General features: G+C 34.6%; 21 protein-coding genes. 1 reads left to right on the top strand and 20 read right to left on the bottom strand.

The window, feature by feature from the left end; translation table 11 throughout:
• Positions 1 to 219 precede the first annotated feature (219 nt).
• From BMW29_RS05935 to BMW29_RS05850, 18 genes are all read right to left on the bottom strand, one after another.
• Positions 220 to 1095 (bottom strand): aldose 1-epimerase family protein, encoded by an 876-nt coding sequence (locus tag BMW29_RS05935; protein WP_092651377.1) that lies wholly within the window; start codon positions 1093 to 1095, stop codon positions 220 to 222.
• Positions 1096 to 1447: 352 nt separating this feature from the next.
• Positions 1448 to 2242 carry a GTP-sensing pleiotropic transcriptional regulator CodY gene (gene codY, locus BMW29_RS05930; protein WP_092651347.1) on the bottom strand — a complete coding sequence of 265 codons (795 nt, stop codon included), beginning with the start codon at positions 2240 to 2242 and terminating at the stop codon, positions 1448 to 1450.
• Between the two features lie 20 nt (positions 2243 to 2262).
• Complete coding sequence (hslU, locus tag BMW29_RS05925; RefSeq protein ID WP_092651344.1) at positions 2263 to 3654, bottom strand: ATP-dependent protease ATPase subunit HslU; 1392 nt, start codon at positions 3652 to 3654, stop codon at positions 2263 to 2265.
• Positions 3655 to 3670: 16 nt separating this feature from the next.
• On the bottom strand, positions 3671 to 4210 hold the full coding sequence (hslV, locus tag BMW29_RS05920; protein WP_092651342.1) for an ATP-dependent protease subunit HslV: 540 nt from the start codon (positions 4208 to 4210) through the stop codon (positions 3671 to 3673).
• A gap of 38 nt (positions 4211 to 4248) precedes the next feature.
• A complete protein-coding gene (gene xerC, locus BMW29_RS05915; protein WP_092651339.1) occupies positions 4249 to 5148 on the bottom strand; it encodes a tyrosine recombinase XerC in 900 nt (299 codons plus the stop codon).
• Positions 5149 to 5221: 73 nt separating this feature from the next.
• Positions 5222 to 6529, bottom strand: coding sequence for a methylenetetrahydrofolate--tRNA-(uracil(54)-C(5))-methyltransferase (FADH(2)-oxidizing) TrmFO (trmFO, locus tag BMW29_RS05910; protein WP_092651335.1), 1308 nt, complete (start codon positions 6527 to 6529; stop codon positions 5222 to 5224).
• A gap of 29 nt (positions 6530 to 6558) precedes the next feature.
• Positions 6559 to 8637, bottom strand: coding sequence for a type I DNA topoisomerase (gene topA / locus BMW29_RS05905; protein ID WP_092651334.1), 2079 nt, complete (start codon positions 8635 to 8637; stop codon positions 6559 to 6561).
• A gap of 168 nt (positions 8638 to 8805) precedes the next feature.
• Entirely contained in the window at positions 8806 to 9672 is an 867-nt protein-coding gene (gene dprA / locus BMW29_RS05900) for a DNA-processing protein DprA (RefSeq protein WP_092651331.1), read from the bottom strand.
• Positions 9673 to 9731: 59 nt separating this feature from the next.
• Entirely contained in the window at positions 9732 to 10499 is a 768-nt protein-coding gene (locus BMW29_RS05895) for a ribonuclease HII (RefSeq protein ID WP_092651328.1), read from the bottom strand.
• Positions 10500 to 10509: 10 nt separating this feature from the next.
• On the bottom strand, positions 10510 to 11361 hold the full coding sequence (gene ylqF / locus BMW29_RS05890; RefSeq protein ID WP_092651326.1) for a ribosome biogenesis GTPase YlqF: 852 nt from the start codon (positions 11359 to 11361) through the stop codon (positions 10510 to 10512).
• Positions 11362 to 11412: 51 nt separating this feature from the next.
• Positions 11413 to 12060, bottom strand: coding sequence for a signal peptidase I (gene lepB / locus BMW29_RS05885; protein WP_245706241.1), 648 nt, complete (start codon positions 12058 to 12060; stop codon positions 11413 to 11415).
• A gap of 25 nt (positions 12061 to 12085) precedes the next feature.
• The gene (gene lepB / locus BMW29_RS05880) at positions 12086 to 12637 is read right to left on the bottom strand and encodes a signal peptidase I (RefSeq protein WP_092651321.1); all 552 of its coding nucleotides are present in this window, start codon (positions 12635 to 12637) and stop codon (positions 12086 to 12088) included.
• 245 nt (positions 12638 to 12882) lie between these two features.
• The gene (locus BMW29_RS05875; protein WP_092651318.1) at positions 12883 to 14349 is read right to left on the bottom strand and encodes a S41 family peptidase; all 1467 of its coding nucleotides are present in this window, start codon (positions 14347 to 14349) and stop codon (positions 12883 to 12885) included.
• A 16-nt stretch (positions 14350 to 14365) separates the two neighbouring features.
• Positions 14366 to 15076, bottom strand: coding sequence for a purine-nucleoside phosphorylase (deoD, locus tag BMW29_RS05870; protein ID WP_092651315.1), 711 nt, complete (start codon positions 15074 to 15076; stop codon positions 14366 to 14368).
• A 30-nt stretch (positions 15077 to 15106) separates the two neighbouring features.
• Complete coding sequence (locus tag BMW29_RS05865; protein WP_092651313.1) at positions 15107 to 15328, bottom strand: YozE family protein; 222 nt, start codon at positions 15326 to 15328, stop codon at positions 15107 to 15109.
• A gap of 12 nt (positions 15329 to 15340) precedes the next feature.
• Positions 15341 to 15994 carry a YpmS family protein gene (locus tag BMW29_RS05860; protein WP_177165690.1) on the bottom strand — a complete coding sequence of 218 codons (654 nt, stop codon included), beginning with the start codon at positions 15992 to 15994 and terminating at the stop codon, positions 15341 to 15343.
• 13 nt (positions 15995 to 16007) lie between these two features.
• On the bottom strand, positions 16008 to 16808 hold the full coding sequence (locus BMW29_RS05855; RefSeq protein ID WP_092651309.1) for an SGNH/GDSL hydrolase family protein: 801 nt from the start codon (positions 16806 to 16808) through the stop codon (positions 16008 to 16010).
• A 79-nt stretch (positions 16809 to 16887) separates the two neighbouring features.
• On the bottom strand, positions 16888 to 17730 hold the full coding sequence (locus BMW29_RS05850) for a DegV family protein (RefSeq protein WP_092651306.1): 843 nt from the start codon (positions 17728 to 17730) through the stop codon (positions 16888 to 16890).
• Between the two features lie 196 nt (positions 17731 to 17926).
• Between BMW29_RS05850 and trhA the strand changes: the two genes are divergently transcribed.
• Complete coding sequence (gene trhA / locus BMW29_RS05845) at positions 17927 to 18571, top strand: PAQR family membrane homeostasis protein TrhA (protein ID WP_092651304.1); 645 nt, start codon at positions 17927 to 17929, stop codon at positions 18569 to 18571.
• An 86-nt stretch (positions 18572 to 18657) separates the two neighbouring features.
• Here the strand turns inward: trhA and BMW29_RS05840 are convergent, their stop codons facing one another.
• Both BMW29_RS05840 and BMW29_RS05835 read right to left on the bottom strand, forming a co-directional pair.
• On the bottom strand, positions 18658 to 19152 hold the full coding sequence (locus BMW29_RS05840; RefSeq protein ID WP_092651301.1) for a dihydrofolate reductase: 495 nt from the start codon (positions 19150 to 19152) through the stop codon (positions 18658 to 18660).
• 15 nt (positions 19153 to 19167) lie between these two features.
• Positions 19168 to 20115: a thymidylate synthase gene (locus BMW29_RS05835; RefSeq protein WP_092651298.1), complete on the bottom strand. Its 948-nt coding sequence runs from the start codon at positions 20113 to 20115 to the stop codon at positions 19168 to 19170.
• Positions 20116 to 20126 lie beyond the last annotated feature (11 nt).

The raw sequence follows: 20126 nt of genomic DNA, 5'->3' as shown, positions 1-20126 counted from the left end.
ATCGAACTTGTTCGACTCTGAACCTTATAAATTTGTTGTGATCGAAGCGTAGCGTAGTAGGTATCAATCAGCATCTGTTCACTACGTTTACAGTGGTTCTTGACAATTGCAGACCGAACCTGCCTTTTGGCCACCGTCTATAGAGGTAATTTATGGTTTTTCAGAAGCAATTTAAGAGGGCGAGACAAAACGTTAACGTTTTGTCTCGCCCTCATTTTTTTAATAAACAGTAATATCAAAATAAGTTTCAAATTCATGCTTAGGATCTAACTTACGTAACCCTAATTTATCTAAAAACTGCCCAGTACTATCAACACTATCCGCAATACCAAACCAAGGTTCAATACAAACAAATGGTGCTTCGGTTTGATAGGGAGACCATATTCCTGTGTAAGGAAAATCTTTAAAGGTTACATCAATCCCATGTTCTGTCTTATCTGATTTAATTGAAAAAGTATTTTCTCCATTTGTTTCATAAATCAAAGCATCATTTTTAAATAAAGCACGATTTAAGCTGATTTCAGTATTTGTTTGCCCTAATGTTCGACCATTTAAATCGATATGAGGACCCACTAAAGGAATCATTGTTCTTGTTTTTCTTGGAGAAAAACTTAAATAATAGTCATCAAATGTTGTATTTTCAACCAAAGGTACATTAAAGCCAGGATGAGCACCAATCGAAAATGGCAGGACTTCTTGTGAGCCGTTTTCAACATGATAGCTTGTTCTAACTGTACGATCCTCTAAAGTATAAGTAATGGTTAAGGTGAAATCAAAAGGGTATTGCTTTCTTGTATCTGCACTAGATTCTAGTCTTAAAGAAACAGCTTTATCTGTTTGAGATACCACATCATAAAAGCCATCTCTAGCAAAGCCATGTTGTGTCATTTGGTATGTTTGACCATTCAGTTGATACTGGTCATCTTTTAGTTTCCCAACAATTGGAAAAAGAACAGGTGCATGTCTCCCCCAAAATGCTTGGTCAGCAGACCATAAATACTCAATTTCAGAATGATTATCTTTAATGCTGGTTAACTCAGCACCCTGTGGATTTACTTCAACAGTGAGTTGTTCATTTTTTAATACAATCGGCATAACTTCTTCCTCCAATTCGTGTTCAGTCATTAAGTGAAACCTATCTAACATATTCCAACGTTGTAGCTCTTTTAGCACACGAACTTGGATTGACCCAAATAAATCAAAATGTGGAATTTTGGTACTTTCAGGATCAATCATAAAGTCATAGAGTTGTAGCTTCTTTCCCCATACTTTAAGTGTTTTTAAGTCGTTTGCTGCAACTTTTGTGACGGTATTGCTATCTGGAAAGCGGTCATCTGACCAATAATGAGTTAAAACAGCTAACTCATTATTGGTCACATTTTCTTTATAACGCTTTAACTCATTCTTTTTTACACCAAATGCCACTGTCTATCACTTCCTAAAAATCTTAGTAAATTACTTCTTTGTCTAATTCTTTTAAGAAATTTTCATTTTTAATGTGAATATAAGTCCCTTTCATTCCTAAAGAACGAGATTCAATCACACCCGCTGATTCTAATTTACGAAGTGCATTCACAATCACTGATCTAGTAATCCCAACTTTATCCGCAATATTTGAAGCGGTTAGACGTCCTTCTAATCCATCTAATTCCGCAAAAACAGCTTTTACAGCTTTCATTTCACTATAAGAAAGAGTGCGAATGGCCATTTGTACAACAGCTGTACTTCTCACTTCTTCTGCTAATTGAATGGATTGAACATGCATAATCTCCATCCCAACAACAGTTGAGCCATATTCAGCTAGTAATAAATCATCATCTGTAAAAGCAGCATCAACCCTAGCCAAAATTAGTGTACCTAGGCGAACCCCAGCCCCTGTAATGGGTACAATAGTTGTTAATCCCTGATTAAATAAATCTCTATTTTCTACAGGAAATGCTGTATAGTCACTTTCAACACCAATGTTTGCTTCAGTGCTTGTGATACTTCTTAGATTATCGGTATAATCAATTGGAAATTTTTGGTCAACAAGCATTTGTTTAACACGTTCATTGTTAATCTCATGCTTTTCTTTATAGCCTAACAAAATCCCTTTGTTATCAATAATGTAAGTGTTGGCATCAATAATATCCCCTAAGGTCATGGCCATATTAGTAAAAGGTAAAGCTTCTTCCCCCATCGATACTCTTCCATTTTGTTGAAGCATTGCATTTAGTTTTCGAGTTTTATCTAATAAACTCATTTTATTCCCTCTTTTCTTTATTATAAAATGTAGCGACTTAAATCTTTGTCTTCTACAATATATTCAATCTTGTCATTCACATAGCTTTCAGTTATGGTAATATCCCCCATTCCCATATCTGGTGCTTCAAATAATAATTCTTCCAGTAATTTTTCTAAAATGGTATGCAGTCTTCTAGCACCAATATTGTCAGTTTCATTATTGACTTGATAAGCAATTTCAGATAAGCGTTCAATCGCCTCAATTGTAAAGGTTACATTGATGTTTTCAGTTGCTAACATCGCAACATACTGTTTGATTAAAGAATGCTGTGGTTCTGTTAAGATACGTACAAAATCCTTTGCATCTAAATTATCTAATTCAACACGAATTGGGAATCTACCTTGAAGTTCTGGGATTAAATCACTTGGTTTGGCAACATGGAATGCTCCTGAAGCAATAAAGAGAATATAATCCGTTTGAATGGGTCCATATTTAGTGTTTACTTGAGAGCCTTCAACAATTGGTAAAATATCTCTTTGAACACCTTCTCTAGATACTTGACCAGCTTGGCTTCCTTGCGAGGCAATTTTATCCATTTCATCAATAAAGATAATCCCATTGTTTTGCGCATGTAAAATCGCTTCACTATGGATATCTTCATCATTAACTAGCTTTTCAGATTCTTCATGAATCAGAATTTCTTTTGCTTCTTTCACCGTTACATTGCGCTTCACTTTTTTCTTAGGAGTTAATGCACTTAAGGTATCATTTAAGTCAATCCCCATTTGCTCTAAACCATTGCCCATGGCACCAATTGGTTTCTTAACTTCATCCACCTCAATGGTAATTTCTCTGTTATTAAGCAGACCATTTCTAATTTGCTCTTTTATTTGTGCACGATTTGTTGTAATCGTTTCATTCACTTCTTCTTTTTCTTCTTCTTGCTGCAAATTCATATTTTGGAACATTGCTTCAAAAGGATTCGTTGCATTTTTCTTTTGTTCTTTTTTAATACCAGGAACTAACAGCTTTGTTAAGCGATCAATTGCATTTTTTTCCGCTTGGACATAAACTTGACTATGTTGTTTCTTTCTAACAATTTGAATACTCACTTCAACAAGGTCTCTAACCATTGATTCAACATCACGGCCGACATAACCAACTTCAGTAAATTTTGTCGCTTCTACTTTTAAGAAAGGAGCATTCACAATTTTTGCTAATCTTCTAGCAATTTCAGTTTTACCAACACCGGTTGGGCCAATCATTAACATATTTTTTGGGGTAATTTCTTGTTGCATTTCCGCATCTAATAAGGTGCGACGATAACGATTACGCAAAGCAACTGCTACGGCTTTTTTCGCATCGGCTTGACCAACGATAAAGCGGTCTAATTCTTCTACAATTTCTCTAGGCGTTTTTGTTGTATTCATTTGGTACACATCCTATCTATAATTCTTCTACGATAATATTATGGTTCGTAAAGACACAAATATCTGCCGCAACAGTTAATGCTTCTTGTGCAATCTCTACTGCGCTTAATTTTTCGCCATGTTTTTTTAAAGCACGACCTGCTGCTAAGGCGTAATTGCCACCAGAACCAATCGCTAAAATACCATCATCAGGCTCAATCACTTCTCCACCACCTGAAACCATTAGCATTTCCTCTTTATTCATCACAATTAAAAGTGCTTCTAGTTTTTGCATCATTTTATCTGTACGCCATTCTTGTGCTAATTCAACAGCTGCCCGTTTTAGGTTGCCACCATATTCATTTAATTTTGCTTCAAATTTCTCTTCTAGTGTAAAAGCATCTGCAACACTACCTGCAAAGCCTACTAATACTTCACCATTATATATTTTTCTAACTTTTCTTGCAGTGGCTTTCATTACAACAGATTCTCCCATTGTAACTTGCCCATCACCTGACATGGCAGATTTCCCATTATGTTTAACTGCAAAAATTGTTGTTGCGTGAAAAGTTGTCATTCTATTACCTCCTAAAACTCGTTTCTTCTTCTATTCTATCATGGTCTTGGATGAAATAATCTATAATTTTTCTGTAAATTTTCTTTTGTTACATGGGCATAAATTTGTGTTGAAGATAAACTCGCATGCCCTAGTAGCTCTTGCACAGTTCGCATATCAGCGCCATTATTTAACAAATGTGTCGCAAATGTATGCCGCAACATATGAGGATGAATATGACTGGTCAAACTACTCTTTTTGATGATTTGATTTAAAACATAGCGAATCCCATTTGTTGTGATGGGATCCCCATAATGGTTTACAAATAAATAAGGATGTTCCTTATGATGTTTCTCCATTAGTATTCCGCGACTTTCACGACAATAGTTTTCAATTGCTGCTGCCGCAAACTGGCCAAAAGGAACATACCTTTCTTTATTCCCTTTTCCATGAATCAATAAGACCCCTAATTCTTGATCAATATCTTGCATTTTCAAGGATGTACACTCACTCACACGAATCCCAGTGGCATATAAGACTTCAATTAAAGCAATATTACGCTTATCAAGCATTGAATCCCCTTGAGCTGCCTCAAAAAAGACTTCTAATTCTTTCTCATAGAAAAAGTGTGGTAATTTTAATGCTTTTTTCTTGAGTTGGATATAAGAGAAAGGATTTTCATTTACTAATTGATTTTTTAATAAAAATTGATAAAAAGCGCGTAAACTAGATATTTTTCTAGAAACTGAATTTCTGCTATAGGCTTCCTCTTGTAAATAAGCCAAATAAACACGAACATCTTGTGTTGTGACATTTTCCAAATTGCCATCACCTGATGCTTCAAGAAAATTGCTAAAAGAGGCAATATCTTCTTCATAAGCTTTTTTGGTTAGCTCAGAGTAGTTTCTTTCTGTCATTAAGTAGGTTAAAAATATTTGGATGGCTTCTTTTTTCTCCATAAAAAATCCCCCTTTCTATGGACAAAGTCACTTTATCACAATAGCTAGGGGAATACAATTCATTCTCTCTCATTTATAGAAAATTCTTATAATTCTCTACAATTTCTAAAGCTCGTGCTGCATAAGCTTCATTTCTTAACTTTTTATCTTTAATTTTTTCTTTTAAAGGCGCTAAAATTCCAAAGTTTGCATTCATTGGTTGGAAATGTTTACCTTCAGTATGTGTAATATAATGAGCCATACTCCCAATTGCTGTTTCATTTGAAAAGACAACTAGTTCTTCACCCTTTAATAGTTTAGCGGCATTTATCCCTGCTAATAAACCACTTGCAGCACTCTCAACATAGCCTTCAACACCCGTCATTTGTCCTGCAAAGAATAAATCGACACGTTTCTTCGTTTGATAGGTTGCATTTAAAAGCTTTGGTGCATTTAAGAAAGTATTGCGATGCATCACACCATAACGAACAAATTCAGCATTTTCTAAACCAGGAATCATTTGGAAGACCCGTTTTTGTTCGCCCCATTTTAAATGTGTTTGAAAACCGACTAAGTTAAATAAAGAACCTGCTGCATTATCCTGTCTTAATTGAACCACTGCATGAGGTCGCTCACCTGTTTTAGGATCCTCTAAGCCAACTGGTTTCATTGGTCCAAATAATAAGGTTTTATGCCCTCTAGCAGCCATGACTTCAACTGGCATACAGCCTTCAAAGAATTTTTCTTTTTCAAAAGTATTAAGTGGCGCAACTTCTGCATGGATTAAGGCATCTTGGAAGGCATCAAATTCTTCTCTTGTCATTGGACAATTTAAATAGGCTGCTTCTCCCTTATCATAACGTGATTTTAGATAAACCTTATCCATATCAATTGTGCTTTTATCTACGATTGGTGCTGCAGCATCATAGAAATATAAGCCATCTTCCTCTGTAAATTCAGCAATTGCTTTTGCTAAAGGACTAGAAGTTAGCGGTCCTGTTGCAATAATCGTAATACCATCAGGAATAGCAGTGATTTCTTCAGAAAATACTGTAATATTTGGATGATTTTTTAATTTCTCTGTTACAGCTGCAGAAAAGCCATCACGGTCTACAGCCAAAGCGCCTCCAGCAGGAACAGCATGTTGATCTGCCATGTCAATAATGACAGAATTCAATAAGCGCATTTCTTCTTTTAAAAGTCCAGCAGCAATCGTTACTTGATTGCCTCTCAATGAATTCGTACAGACCAATTCAGCGAAATCTGAAGTATGATGTGCTTCTGTATTTTTTACAGGTCTCATTTCATATAAATGAACTTGTACACCAGCCTCTGCAGCTTGCCAAGCAGCTTCACTCCCAGCTAAGCCAGCTCCAATGATATTAATAAATTGTTCAGTCATTAAATCATCCTTTCAAACAATATTGCGATTTATTTTTGTGCTTCTTCTTTATAATCACAGTTACTACATTGAATTTGCTTGCCACCTCTTAGTTTCTTCTCAACTAAATAATGGTCACATTTTGGACAGTTTCTACCAATTGGCTTATCCCATGAAACAAACTCACAGGTTGGATATTGATCACAACCGTAGAAAAGTCTATTTTTCTTAGATTTACGTTCAATAATATGTCCTTTACCACAAGTTGGGCAAGTAATCCCTGTATCTTTAACAATGGCTTTTGTATTACGACATTCTGGGAAATTACTACATGCATAGAATTTTCCATAACGACCCATTTTAATCACCATTGGATGACCACAAAGCTCACAATCAAAGCCAGCTGGTTCATCTTTAATTTGAATTTTTTCAATGCCTTCTTCAGCTTTTTCAAGTTCAATTTTAAATGGTTGATAGAATTTATCAATAACAGTTACCCATTTTTGATGCCCTACACCGATTTCATCTAACTCTTTTTCCATTTCAGCAGTAAAATGAATATCAACAATTTGAGGGAAAAAGTCAACAATTAAGCCATTTACAATTTCACCTAACTCAGTTGGCTCAAAACGTTTACTTTTTAAAGCCACATAATATCTTCTTTGAATAGTTTCTAAAGTGGGTGCATAAGTTGATGGACGCCCAACTCCGTTTTCTTCCAATGCTTTAACTAGTCTTGCTTCTGTAAAGCGTGGTGGTGGCTGAGTAAAGTGTTGCTTCGGCTCCATATCAACTGATTTGACAAGATCGCCTTTTTCCATATCTGGTAAAATATTCTCTTTTTCTTCACTACCATCATCTGTGCCTTCAATATAGACTTTGGTAAAACCTGGGAACTTAACTTTTGAGCCATTCGCTCTAAATAGGACATCATTTTGAACCAAATCAACTGTCATCGTATCAAAGATAGCTGGTTTCATTTGGCTGGCTACAAAACGAGACCAAATCAATTTATAAAGTTTTAATTGATCTTTACTTAAATACTTTTCGACTTCTTCAGGTGTTCTTAACACGCTTGAAGGACGAATGGCTTCATGAGCATCTTGTGCGCCTTGCGCTTTTTTCGTTACTTTTACTTCAGTAGCAGTATATTCTTTTCCGTAAGTTTCTTGAATAAATCCAGCTGCTTCACCTTTGGCACTATCAGCAATACGTGTTGAATCGGTACGCATATAGGTAATCAGACCGACTGCTCCACCTCTACCAATTGCAATCCCTTCATACAATTGCTGTGCAACCATCATTGTTTTTCTTGTTCTGAAATTTAATTTTCTAGCAGCTTCCTGTTGTAAACTACTTGTTGTAAAAGGTAATGCTGGATTTCTTTTACGTTCCTTTTTCACAACTTTAGCGACTTCGAAGTCTTTACCATTTAGTTTAGACATCACTTCTTTTACATCTTCAGCATTGGATAAGGCTTTTTTCTTACCATCTACGCCATAAAAAGCAGCTTTAAATTTCTTTGTTTGCTTTTTAAAATTACCACCAATTGTCCAATATTCTTCTGGTTTAAAGCGACGAATTTCATTTTCACGGTCAATAATCAATTTAAGCGCAACAGATTGTACACGACCTGCACTTAAGCCTTTTTTGACTTTTTTCCATAAAATCGGACTAATGTTATAGCCAACTAAGCGGTCTAAGATACGTCTTGCTTGTTGTGCATCAATTAAATCCATGTTTAAAGCACGAGGTTCTTTAAAAGCCTCTTTAACCGCTTCTTTGGTAATTTCATTAAATACAACACGGTTTTTATCCTCTTTGTCTAATCCAAATAAAGTCGCAAGGTGCCAAGCAATCGCTTCTCCCTCGCGATCCGGATCGGCTGCGAGATAAACTTTATCTGCTTTTTTAACATATTTTTTTAAATTTCTAATTAATTCACCTTTACCTCTAATTGAAATATAATGAGGTTCATAGTTGTTTTCAACATCTACCCCCATTTTACTCTTTGGTAAATCTCTTACATGTCCTGCGCTTGCTACTACTTTATAATTTTTCCCAAGATACTTTTCAATTGTTTTCGCTTTAGCAGGTGATTCCACTATTACTAAATATTTATAAGCCATTAAGAAACTCCTTCCATTAAAGGTTATTATTTATTTATCGTTAACTAGCTTGGATAGCATCAATAAATCAATCATCCAAATCGTAACCCATCTTATGCTATCTGAGGGGTCTTTGTCAACAGATAGTTTTTTTCCTACTATATAATAACCACAAAATTTGTCTCTTTTTTAGCCTAATTCCTCTAAAATGTGCTGTGCATGATAAACTGATTTAGCACCTTGTTGAATCAATTCATTGGTTCCCATTGAGGAGGCACTTGTAATACTCCCAGGTACTGCAAACACTGACTTTCCATATTCTAATGCTAAATTTGCAGTAATCAAACTACCGCTTCTTTTTTTAGCTTCTACAACCAAACAACCTTGCCCAAGCGCCGCAATAATTCTATTTCTCATTGGAAAATGATATTTTTTTGGTGGTGAACCAATGGGGTACTCTGATAGCAATAATTGTTCTGTTGCAATTTTCTTTTGTAAAAAAGCATTTTCTTTTGGATAAACAACATCTAATCCAGCTCCTACTACCCCAATGGTTTTGCCTTTTAACGAAAGTGCGAGTTGGTGAGAGCAAGTATCAATTCCTCTGGCTAAACCACTAACAATCACATAATCTTCTTTGATTAAGCCAGGTAAAATACATTGTAAGCTTCGTTTTCCATATTGACTCATTTTCCTACATCCAACAACAGCCATTTTCTTTTTTGAAAGTAAACTAATATCTCCTTGATAAAATAATAAGACTGGCGGGCAATCCATTTCTTTAAATAATGAAGGATAACAGGTATCAATCATTGTAAACCATTTAATATTTTGCTCTTGATAACGTGCGACTAAAGTAGGAATATCCACTTGATGATAACTTTCTAAAAAATCATGAATCACACCTTTAGGTAGTTGAGCAATTAAAGCTAACTCATAAGGGGAAATTTCTGCTTGATCAATACAGGCAGCAATACAGTAAATAATCCCTTTGGTCGTCATGTGTTTACAGTGAAATAAATGAAAAATTTGTTGTTTAAGCTCTTCTTTATTCATAAAAAAACTCCTTTACATATCATTGCGTTCAAATACAATATATGCAAAAAAGTTCTTTTTTATTTAATATAATCTTTAATTGGCGCAAAGGTTTTACGATGGATGGGAGTAATCCCATGTTTTCCAAGACCTTCTAAATGCTTTTTAGTACCGTATCCAGCATTATTTTCAAAGTCATAACCAGGATAAGTCTGTCCATAATCTTTCATCATTTCATCTCTTATCACTTTGGCAACAATACTTGCCGCAGCTATTGAAATGCTTCGTGCATCCCCTTTAATGAGGTTTTCTTGTGGCATAGGAAGCGGTAGGGTCATGGCATCAATCAATAAATATTCTGGTTGAGGATTTAGCTGTTCAACTGCTTGCACCATTGCTAATTTGGAAGCTTGATAAATATTGACTTGATCAATGGTTTGTTCATCAATAATACCAACACCAATTGAAATCGCTGCTTCTTTAATTTTTTCAAAAAGCATTTGGCGTTTCTTTTCAGATAATTGCTTTGAATCATTGATTTCTAAAACATGAAAATCTTTGGGTAAAATCACTGCAGCTGCAACAACCGGACCAGCTAAAGGACCTCTTCCAACTTCATCAATGCCAGCAATATAGGTTTGCCCATTATGCCAAATTTCTTTTTCAAATTGTAGCATTTCCTGAAACTTTTCTTCTAACTGTTGCTGTTTAAGTTGCTTTTTGCGCCAGCTAACAATCTGTGTTTGTACACCTTTTCGTTCATCTTTTAAGAGTGCTACAAATAATGGATCTGTTTCACTCTGAATCGTCTGAAGCAGTGCTTTTACTTCTTGAATTGTTTGACTCATCTTTATCACCTTATTCAGTTAGGGAAACAGGGACCATGTCTAAGGTAAAGCGCCCTAATTTTCCACTTCTAATTTCATAAATCACCATTTCACTGGCACGATCATAATCATCTCTAAAACCACGTTTCTCACTAATACGCATTAATAATTCTGGTGGCTCTAACTGAGCCTCTTCCTTTGTTAAAGCATATCTTTTCTCTAATTGCTGCGCATAATTTTCTTTGAAAAAAGCTAAGCCATATAAGGCAATATCATCCATATTTAACAAAGTATCCTTAATAGCACCTGTTAACGCTAGTTTTTTGCCAATCATTGGATCTTCAAACTTAGGCCATAAAATACCAGGCGTATCTAGCAATTCAATCTCTTTACCAAATTTTAACCATTGTTGTCCTTTTGTGACACCAGGCTTATTTCCGGTTTTTGCAATATTTTTTTTCACCATACGATTAATTAGGGTTGATTTCCCAACATTAGGAATACCAATACTCATTGCACGAATGGCTCTTGGATTCACTCCTTTTGCTTTGAATCGATCAAATTTCTCTTTTAATAAGGCTTTAGAAGTACTTAATATTTTGTTCATTCCTTTACCTTCTTGTGCCACAATTGGGATAGCTGAAATGCCCTCATTAGCAAAATAAGTGATCCATGCTTTTGTTTGTGCTTCATCTGCTAAATCACTTTTATTTAAAATAATAATTCTTGGTTTTTGACCAATAATATCATCTAAAATCGGATTACGGCTTGATAAAGGTAAACGTGCATCTACTAATTCATAGACAATGTCTACTAATTTTATTTTTTCAGAAACTTCTCTTCTTGCTTTAGCCATATGGCCTGGAAACCACTGTATTGTCATTTTCTTACTCCTTCTCAAAAAAAGAATGGCCTTTATGCCACTCTTTTCTCCTTATTTTTCCTGTCCATTCGTTGGAATGGTCCCAATTTTATTTAAAGGCCAAAAACGCAATTTTGCTTCACCAATTATTTTATCTTGTTGAATAAAGCCAATTTGTCTACCATCATGAGATACTTTTCTATTATCTCCTAAAACAAAAATCTGCCCCTCTGGTACAACGCTAACGCCTTGAATATCTTCTAATATAAAATCAGGTGTCAACAACTCACCTGTTACCAAGTCTGATTTATATTCATCCAAATAGGGTTCCTCATAGGCTTTATCATTTACATATAAAATATCATTCTTATATTCAATCTTATCTCCTGGTAAACCAATTACACGTTTAATATACTCTCGTTTTGGATCATCTGGTGCAGGAAAAATAACCACATCAAAACGATCAATAGTCGTTACTTTGCTTACAATTAGGTGATCTTGATCTGCTAATGTTGGTGCCATAGATTTTCCATCTACTATCACTGGAATAAATAAAAAGCGATGCACTAACCAGACAATGGCTAAACTAATGGCAATTGTTACACCAAAACTGACTAAATCACTCTTTTTATTGCTCTTCTTTCCTTTTTCTGAACCTGATCGAGTCCCATGAATTTGACTTCTAGAGGGTAATTGCTGATTGTTTGAAAAATGATCCAATTTGTTTCCTTCTCTCGTTATAAAATTATTTGTGTATGAACCCGATATGTTCTCTTGGACCATAAATGAAAATGACTTTTCCAATCACTTGATTTTCGTTAATTGTACCAAAATAACGGCTATCTTTGCTAGATCTTCGATTGTCTCCTAAAACAAAAAACTGATTTTTAGGCACCGTTTTTTTACTTGTAATTTCTTCTAATGTAAAATCTGAAGTCCATAATTCATGTTTATTTACCTTTTCATCTTGATATTGACTCAAAAATTTTTCATCTATTTGTTGATCATCTATATATAAAGCATCATCTTTATAAGAAATTCTCTCACCTGGTAAACCAATTACTCGTTTCACATAGGTTTTCCCTTTACTGTCTTGAAATACAATCACATCGAACCTTTTAATGGCTGAAAAGGATGTCATCAGTATGCGGTCATTACCTTCGATGGTTGGAGCCATAGATGTTCCATCAATCACTACAGGAATAAAGACAAAATTTCTTAACACAAGTGTAAAAGCTAAGGCAATAAGTATGGCTTTAAACCAGTCCCATAAATGATCTCTCCAACTTTTTTTCAAATCTTTCACCTGAATTCTTTATAAATTAATCATACTAAAAAAGAAGAAAAAAAACTATCATTTTAGCATAATTCATGATTAATATTTTATTAAGTGATGCTAATTCCTGAATAGTGAAGAAAACTTCACCAATTAAACCTAAAAAGAATTAGTTTGCTTATTCTTAAAGTATAGGTGCAAAAGGAGTTGCAGTCAATCAATCTATAGAAAAAGCACTGAATAATTTTTATTCAGTGCTTTCCAACTTATTTTTCAAGAATTTCTAATGCTTTTTGATATTGTGTATCATTTTTCAAGAGTAATTCTCTTAATTTTTCAATCATTTTATATGAAGTATCTCCAGTAACAATACCATCTACAGGTAAATTTTGATCTTTCTGGAATTTTTCTACCGCAGCTTTTGTTGTCGCATCAAAGAATCCATCTACTTTTCCTGAATCATAAGATAAAGCGGCCAACATTGCTTCAATATTTTTAACGCCATCAGATAAGTCACTTTCTTGATACTTCTCTTTACTGTCAATTAAAGTCAGTTTGGCATAATCTGGTAACGCTACTTCAACATCTGGTTCAATACCTTTTTCATGAATCCAGTTGCCACTAGGCGTTAACCATTTAGCAATGGTGATCTTTAATTCACTATTATCTTGATAAGGTAACATAGTCTGAACCGTTCCTTTACCAAAGCTTGTTACACCTACTAATGTAACATTGGCAGATTCTTGAAGTGCTGCTGCAAATATTTCTGAAGCACTTGCACTTCCTTCATCAATTAAAACAACTACTGGTTCAGTAACTTTGAAATCTCTGTTTTTTGAAGAACTTGCTTGATAAATCTTTGGATCTCCAGTTTTTCCTTGGACTTGTAAAATCGTTTGTCCATCTTCCATAAACATACTTGAAATATCAATTGCTTGATCAAGTAAGCCACCTGGATTTTGTTTGACATCTAAAATAAACGAGGTTGCACCTTTTTCTCTTAAATCTATTACTGCTTGCTTCAACTCGTTGTAAGTCGGCTCTGAAAAGCTGGTGATTTTAATATAACCAACAGTTGGATTGTTTTCATCCATTTTACTGATGACGGTTTCTACTGGAATGGTATCTCTTGTGATGGTTAAATTAAATGTTTGCGTACCTCTTTGGATGGTTAAGGAAACATCGGTTCCTTTTTCTCCTCTAATTAAGTTCACAGCTTGCCCTAAGTCCATACCTTTAACCTCAGTATCGCCAACTTTTGTGACAATATCATTCGGTAATATACCAGCTTTTTCAGCTGGTGAACCAGCAATTGGAGAAACAATGGTCACATCCCCATTTTGAATGCTGACTTCTGCACCAATGCCTTCAAAGCTTGCTGAAATCGAACTATTTAAAGCACTGGCCTCTTCAACATTCAAGTATTGTGAGTATGGATCCTCTAAAGAAGCAGTCATTCCAGCTAATGCACCTTCAATTAATTTTTCACTATCTACATCATCATAATATTTTTCAGTGATATCATGATAGACTTGAGAGAATTTTTTGAATTCTTCATCAACTTTTTTTGCTTCTTCTTTACTAGTATTATTTGCTAGTGGTGAAGGATTTGCTGTTACAGCATAAGTAATGCCTACTGACAGCACAATAACAGCTAACATACTAAAAAGATAAGTAATGGGTTGAATGGTCAGGACTTTCTTTTTTTTAGGTTCTAATTCTTGATTTGACATCAACAGGCACTCCCTTCTATTTCATTTTTAAGCTTGCTTCTAACGCAACAATCATCATATCATTAAAGGTCTTTTCACGCTCTTCAGAGCTAGTTTCTGCTTCTCCACTGAAAAGGTGGTCACTGATTGTCAGGATAGCTAAAGCTCTTCTATGGTGCTTTGCAGCTAATGTATATAAGCCAGCTGCTTCCATTTCAACAGCTAACACACCATAATCTGCTAGTTTTTTCTTATCTAATTCATCGTTATAAAAGCGGTCAGCTGATAAAACATTACCAACTTTAATGGTCAACCCTTTTTCAGTACCTACATCATAAGCAGCTTTTAATAAATCAAAGTCAGCTATTGGTGCAAAGTCAACACCTGGAAAGGTATTTTGATTGATTCTGGAATCTGTTGTTGCCCCTTGAGCGATGACAACATCACGAATCTTAACATCCATTTGCATCCCACCAGCAGTTCCAACGCGAATTAAGTTTTGAACACCATAATCCACCATTAATTCATGTGCATAAATCATCATGGATGGTTGTCCCATGCCAGTTCCTTGAACTGAAACACGATGACCTTTATAAGTTCCAGTGTAGCCAAACATATTCCGTACACGATTATATTGCTCAACATCTTCTAAAAATGTCTCCGCAATATATTTTGCACGTAATGGATCTCCTGGTAGTAAAACGGTTTCTGCAATTTGTCCTTTTTTCGCTTCAATATGAATACTCATTTGATAACCTCCATTAATGTTTTTTGCTATTTATTGATCAAAGTGTAAATACGCTTCCCAAGCTTCATCAAAGATGGTCATGCTTGGCAAATAATCTACACTAATTTCTAAATAATGTGTGAGCTCTAAATAAGACTCTGATTGTTTTGGAAAGCTAACATCTAAATAAGCATCATTAGCAAACAAAGTAATGGCATCTTTTTTATGAGGATCTCTTTGGGTCATTAAATAATGATAAAAACTTCTACGCATGTGCATCTTCCTTTATTGTGTGGCTTTTACTTCTTGATTCAACGGAAGGTAAACCTTCAATCTAATATCATTGTTTTTTAAGTCAATTTTCTCAGCTGATATTTGAGTGCCACTATTAAATGAAAATTTATCTAAACGCAATAAAATAGTTTTTTCTTTTGAATCAACTGTTACCCAACTCGGAATCTTATAATTTTTTGCCACAAAGTTCATCACATATGAAATCGGTAAATCTAAATCCCCAACTGCTAAATGTGTTGCTTTTAATTGAACATTACCATCTTCAGTTACATAAGGATCAAAGAATAAACTAAAAGACACATCATGACCAAATATTTGGAAAGTCCCAGTTAATTCAGCTTGTTCATCCAGAATCAATGAGTATTTAATCTCACTATCTTTTGTAAAATCTTCAAGATAATGTGCAACAACTGTATTGATATCCACTTTATTTGCTGCAATTTCAAATGGGACTTGTGTTGCATCTTTCAGAATCAAATCAGATTGATCCTTTGTTGCTGGTTTACTGAATACACTCACACCAATCCACAATGTGACAATCAGTAAGATTCCTACTAAAAAAAGAAAAGCTATTTTCCACTTATTTCTTTTTTTAGTGGGGTCTTTACGTTTTTTTTGTTTTAAAGTACGACGACTTTCTTCCACACTTTCCACCTCTTTAATGCCAATTTTCTTCTTCGGCTACAATATTTTCAAATAAGCGCTCTGCCATTTTTTCATAACCTGCTTCATTTGGATGATAGTTATCTTCTTCAAAAAGCAGTTTATTTTTTTTCTTTTCATAATTTTCTTTCTTTTCTGTATCGCCTTTTTCCAATAAATCATTAATTGGCACAAAGTAAGCATTTTTTTGCTTATTGACTACTTTTTCTGTTCCTTCATTCCAATGATCAATGACGCTTTGAAGTTCAGTAATTTCAGGGAAATAGACATAAAATGGATTATAAATTCCTAAAATAAAAATAGCTGCCTCACTATTTAAGCTTCTAATTTCATCAAAGATTTCTTGAATACGCTCCTGATATTCCTCACCAGGCTCTTCAAAATCTTCTTCTGTAATATCTAAAAGTTTGCTTTTAAAAGTTTTCATTACATCATTTCCACCAACAGTGATTGAAATAACTTGTGCTTCCTCAATAGCTTCTCTTAATGCCTCATCTTCTTTGATTCGTTCTAAAATTTGATCACTTCTCTCCCCACTAATACCATAGTTATGAGAAGAAACATCTAATTTAGGGTATTCTGCTTTTAGCTTTTCAGTCAACAAGCCAACATATCCACCCTCTTTTTTTCCATCACCAACACCTTCAGTTAATGAATCCCCGATGGAAACTAGCGTCAAATGGCTCGATTCAGTTACTTTTTTGTCTCCTTTAAATTGCCATTGATAAATGAAGTAAGCACCGCCAATCAAAAGGAATACGCAAACACTCAGAATCATTTTTGTTCTTTTTTTCATTTGTTCACCTTCTTAAATCTTGTTTTCATGATAGTAAAAAGAACAGATTGAAGCAATCTGCTCTTTTGTCAGACTGCTATTAGTCTGTATAATACATAATCGCAAAAGCACCTTTACCTGTATGTGTTGCAATAACTGGACCAGTTTGTCTAACTGGCATCGGAACATTTGGAAAGACTTCTTTAAATTGTTGCATCATGCCATTTGTATATTCAAATGCTGCTGCATGTGAAAAACCAATTTCTTTTATATTGGTCTTGCTTTTTAAAGTCTCAATTAGTGAAGTAATCCATTGATTAATTGGCTTCATTCCACGCCCTCTTACCAACACTTCTAAATTTCCACCAACTAATTCAAACATCACTTTTACATTTAAAAGACTAGAAATTGCCCCCATTACGCGACCAATGCGGCCACCTTTCACTAAGTTTTCTAATGTAACAACACAAATATAAAGTTTTGTATTATTTTTTACATGTTCAATGCGTGCCAGAATCTCTTCTTTTGAAGCACCCTTTTGTGCCATTTTAGCAGCTTCGATTACTTGGAAGGACAACCCTCTATCAGTAAATAGGCTATCTAAAACCGTTACATTTGTTTTACTTAATTGTGCTGCTTGTCTTGCAGCATTTACCGTCCCACTTAAAGACTCAGTAATATGAATAGAAATAATTTCACTGCCATCTTCACCTAAGGCATCATATGTTTCAATAAATTTACCAATTGGTGGTTGGCTACTTTTAGGTAATGCTTTTGCTAACGGCATCTTTTCCATAAATTCAACTTTTGATAAATTTTCCCCATCAATATACACAACATCATCAATCATGACACTCAAAGGTAATACCGTGATATTAAATTCTTCGATTTCCTCTGGCGTTAACTCTGCCGAAGAGTCAGTGACAATCTTAATTTTATTCATTTTGTAATCTCTCCCATAATTTGTATATATCAAATTTAAATTTCATGATATACTACATAAATAATCTATAGTTTAACGCTTATCTTAAAACACCTAACAAAAAACAAACGTTTTAATCATGAAACTAGTATAACAGATTCTAACTTTTTCGTATACTCTGTTGATGATGAATCTAAAAAAAATTGGAGTGATGTTTATGCAACCTGTCAAAGCAACAAGAAAATATGAGATTCTAAATGAAGTATTAAATGCGGTGACACACGGAATAGGTGTTGTGCTTAGCATTGCAGGTTTGGTCGTTTTATTGATATCTGCCTCAAAAACAGGTGACAGCCTACGTTTCGTCTCTTATACAATTTATGGCTCTAGTATTATTTTGCTCCATCTATGCTCAACGCTTTTCCATAGCTTAATTTTTACTAAGGCTAAAAAAGTTTTCCAAATTTTTGACCATAGCAGTATTTACATCTTAATTGCTGGTTCTTATACCCCACTTTGTTTAGTGACGATTGGTGGAAGATTAGGTTGGATTTTATTTCTGACTGTTTGGGCCATTGCTATCCTAGGTATTATCTATAAATCTCTTTGGATTGACAAATTTAAAAAGGCTTCTACTGTTTTATATGTAGCGATGGGCTGGATTTGTATGGTAGCAATCAAGCAACTATGGGGTGGTCTTGGCTTAACTGGATTTATGCTCTTGCTATCTGGTGGCTTAGCTTACACAGTCGGCGCGATTTTCTATAGCATGCGTGATGTAAAATATATGCATGTTGTCTGGCATCTGTTTGTGTTACTAGGTACTGCCTTAATTTACTTCTCAATTTTATTATATGCATAAAAAAGTAGTAAACCAGTCTAGGCTTACTACTTTATACGAACTGATTGAGCAATGCTCAATCAGTTTTTTTATACAAAATTATCGTGTTATGCGTTTCTTTCATACTTCTCAAAAGAATGAGCAAACTTATTTTTTTCATCAAGCTGACCTTCTATTTTTTCTACTAATTGCCACTCTTCCCAATTTACTTTAGGAAACACCGTATCTCCAAGAAACTTCTCATGAATCACAGTTCGGTACAGCAGCGTTGCATCCTCTAAAAAAAGTTGATAAATATTTGCACCACCAGTAATATAGGTTATTCCTTCATACTCTTTTGCAAAAGCTAATACTTCTTCTTTACTATGCATGATGGCAACTTGATCTGCTTGATAGTTTAAATCTGTCGTTAAAACAATCGTTTTTCTACCAGGCAAAGCGCGTTTGCCCATTCCTTCAAAGGTTTTTCTTCCCATAACAATCACTTGCTTTAATGTCTTTTCTTTAAAGAAGCGTAAATCATTGGGTAAATGCCAAGGTAATTTATTTTCTAAGCCAATTGTTCCTGCTTCATCTTGTGCCCAAATAAATGCTAGTGTCATCTTCATTTCCTCCCTTTAAACCGCAATAGGTGCTTTAATTGCTGGGTGTGGTTGGTAATTTTCAATGGTAATATCATCTACATCGAAATCAAAAATACTTGTTTTATCTTGATTGAGTTGTAAAGTTGGAAATGCTCTAACATCTCTTGATAATTGTTCCTTCATTTGCTCAAAATGATTGCTATATAAATGAGCATCTCCTAATGTATGAACAAATTCTCCAACTTCAAGACCGGTTTCATGAGCAATTAGATGCGTTAATAAAGCATAGCTTGCAATATTAAAAGGGACACCTAAGAAAATATCCGCACTACGTTGATATAATTGACAGCTTAATTTACCATCTGCCACATAAAATTGAAACATCGTGTGACAAGGAGGTAACGCCATTGATGGGACATCTTCAGGATTCCAAGCTGAAACAATGAGTCTTCTTGAATCAGGATTGGTACGAATCATTTCAATCACATCTTTTAATTGGTCAATCATTTCTCCTTTAGAAGTTTTCCAATGACGCCATTGTGAACCATAAATATTGCCTAAGTCACCATGCTTTTTAGCAAAGTCTTCATCTTCAACAATTTTTTTACAAAAATCGGCCAATACTTCTTGATAAACCGTATTGAAAGCTTCATCCACTAAGCAACGACGACCAAAATCAGTCATATCAGGTCCATTATAATCAGTGCTTTTTACATAACGCTCAAAAGCCCATTCATCCCAAATATGGTTATTATGCTGTAGTAAATAACGGATATTTGTATCCCCTTTAATAAACCATAACAATTCGCTTTTAATTAAACCCATTGGCACTCTTTTAGTCGTTAATAAAGGAAACCCTTTAGCTAAATCAAATCGCATTTGATGTCCAAAAACACTGTTGGTTCCTGTTCCAGTACGATCTGTTTTACTTTGCCCTTCTGTTAATACTTTTTTGCCTAAGTCTAAATATGCTTGCTCCATTTGTTTATTCC

The sequence above is a fragment of the Isobaculum melis genome, from assembly GCF_900111355.1.
GTDB classification, from domain to species: Bacteria; Bacillota; Bacilli; order Lactobacillales; family Carnobacteriaceae; genus Isobaculum; species Isobaculum melis.
This window is presented reverse-complemented; position numbering and strand designations above follow the sequence as displayed.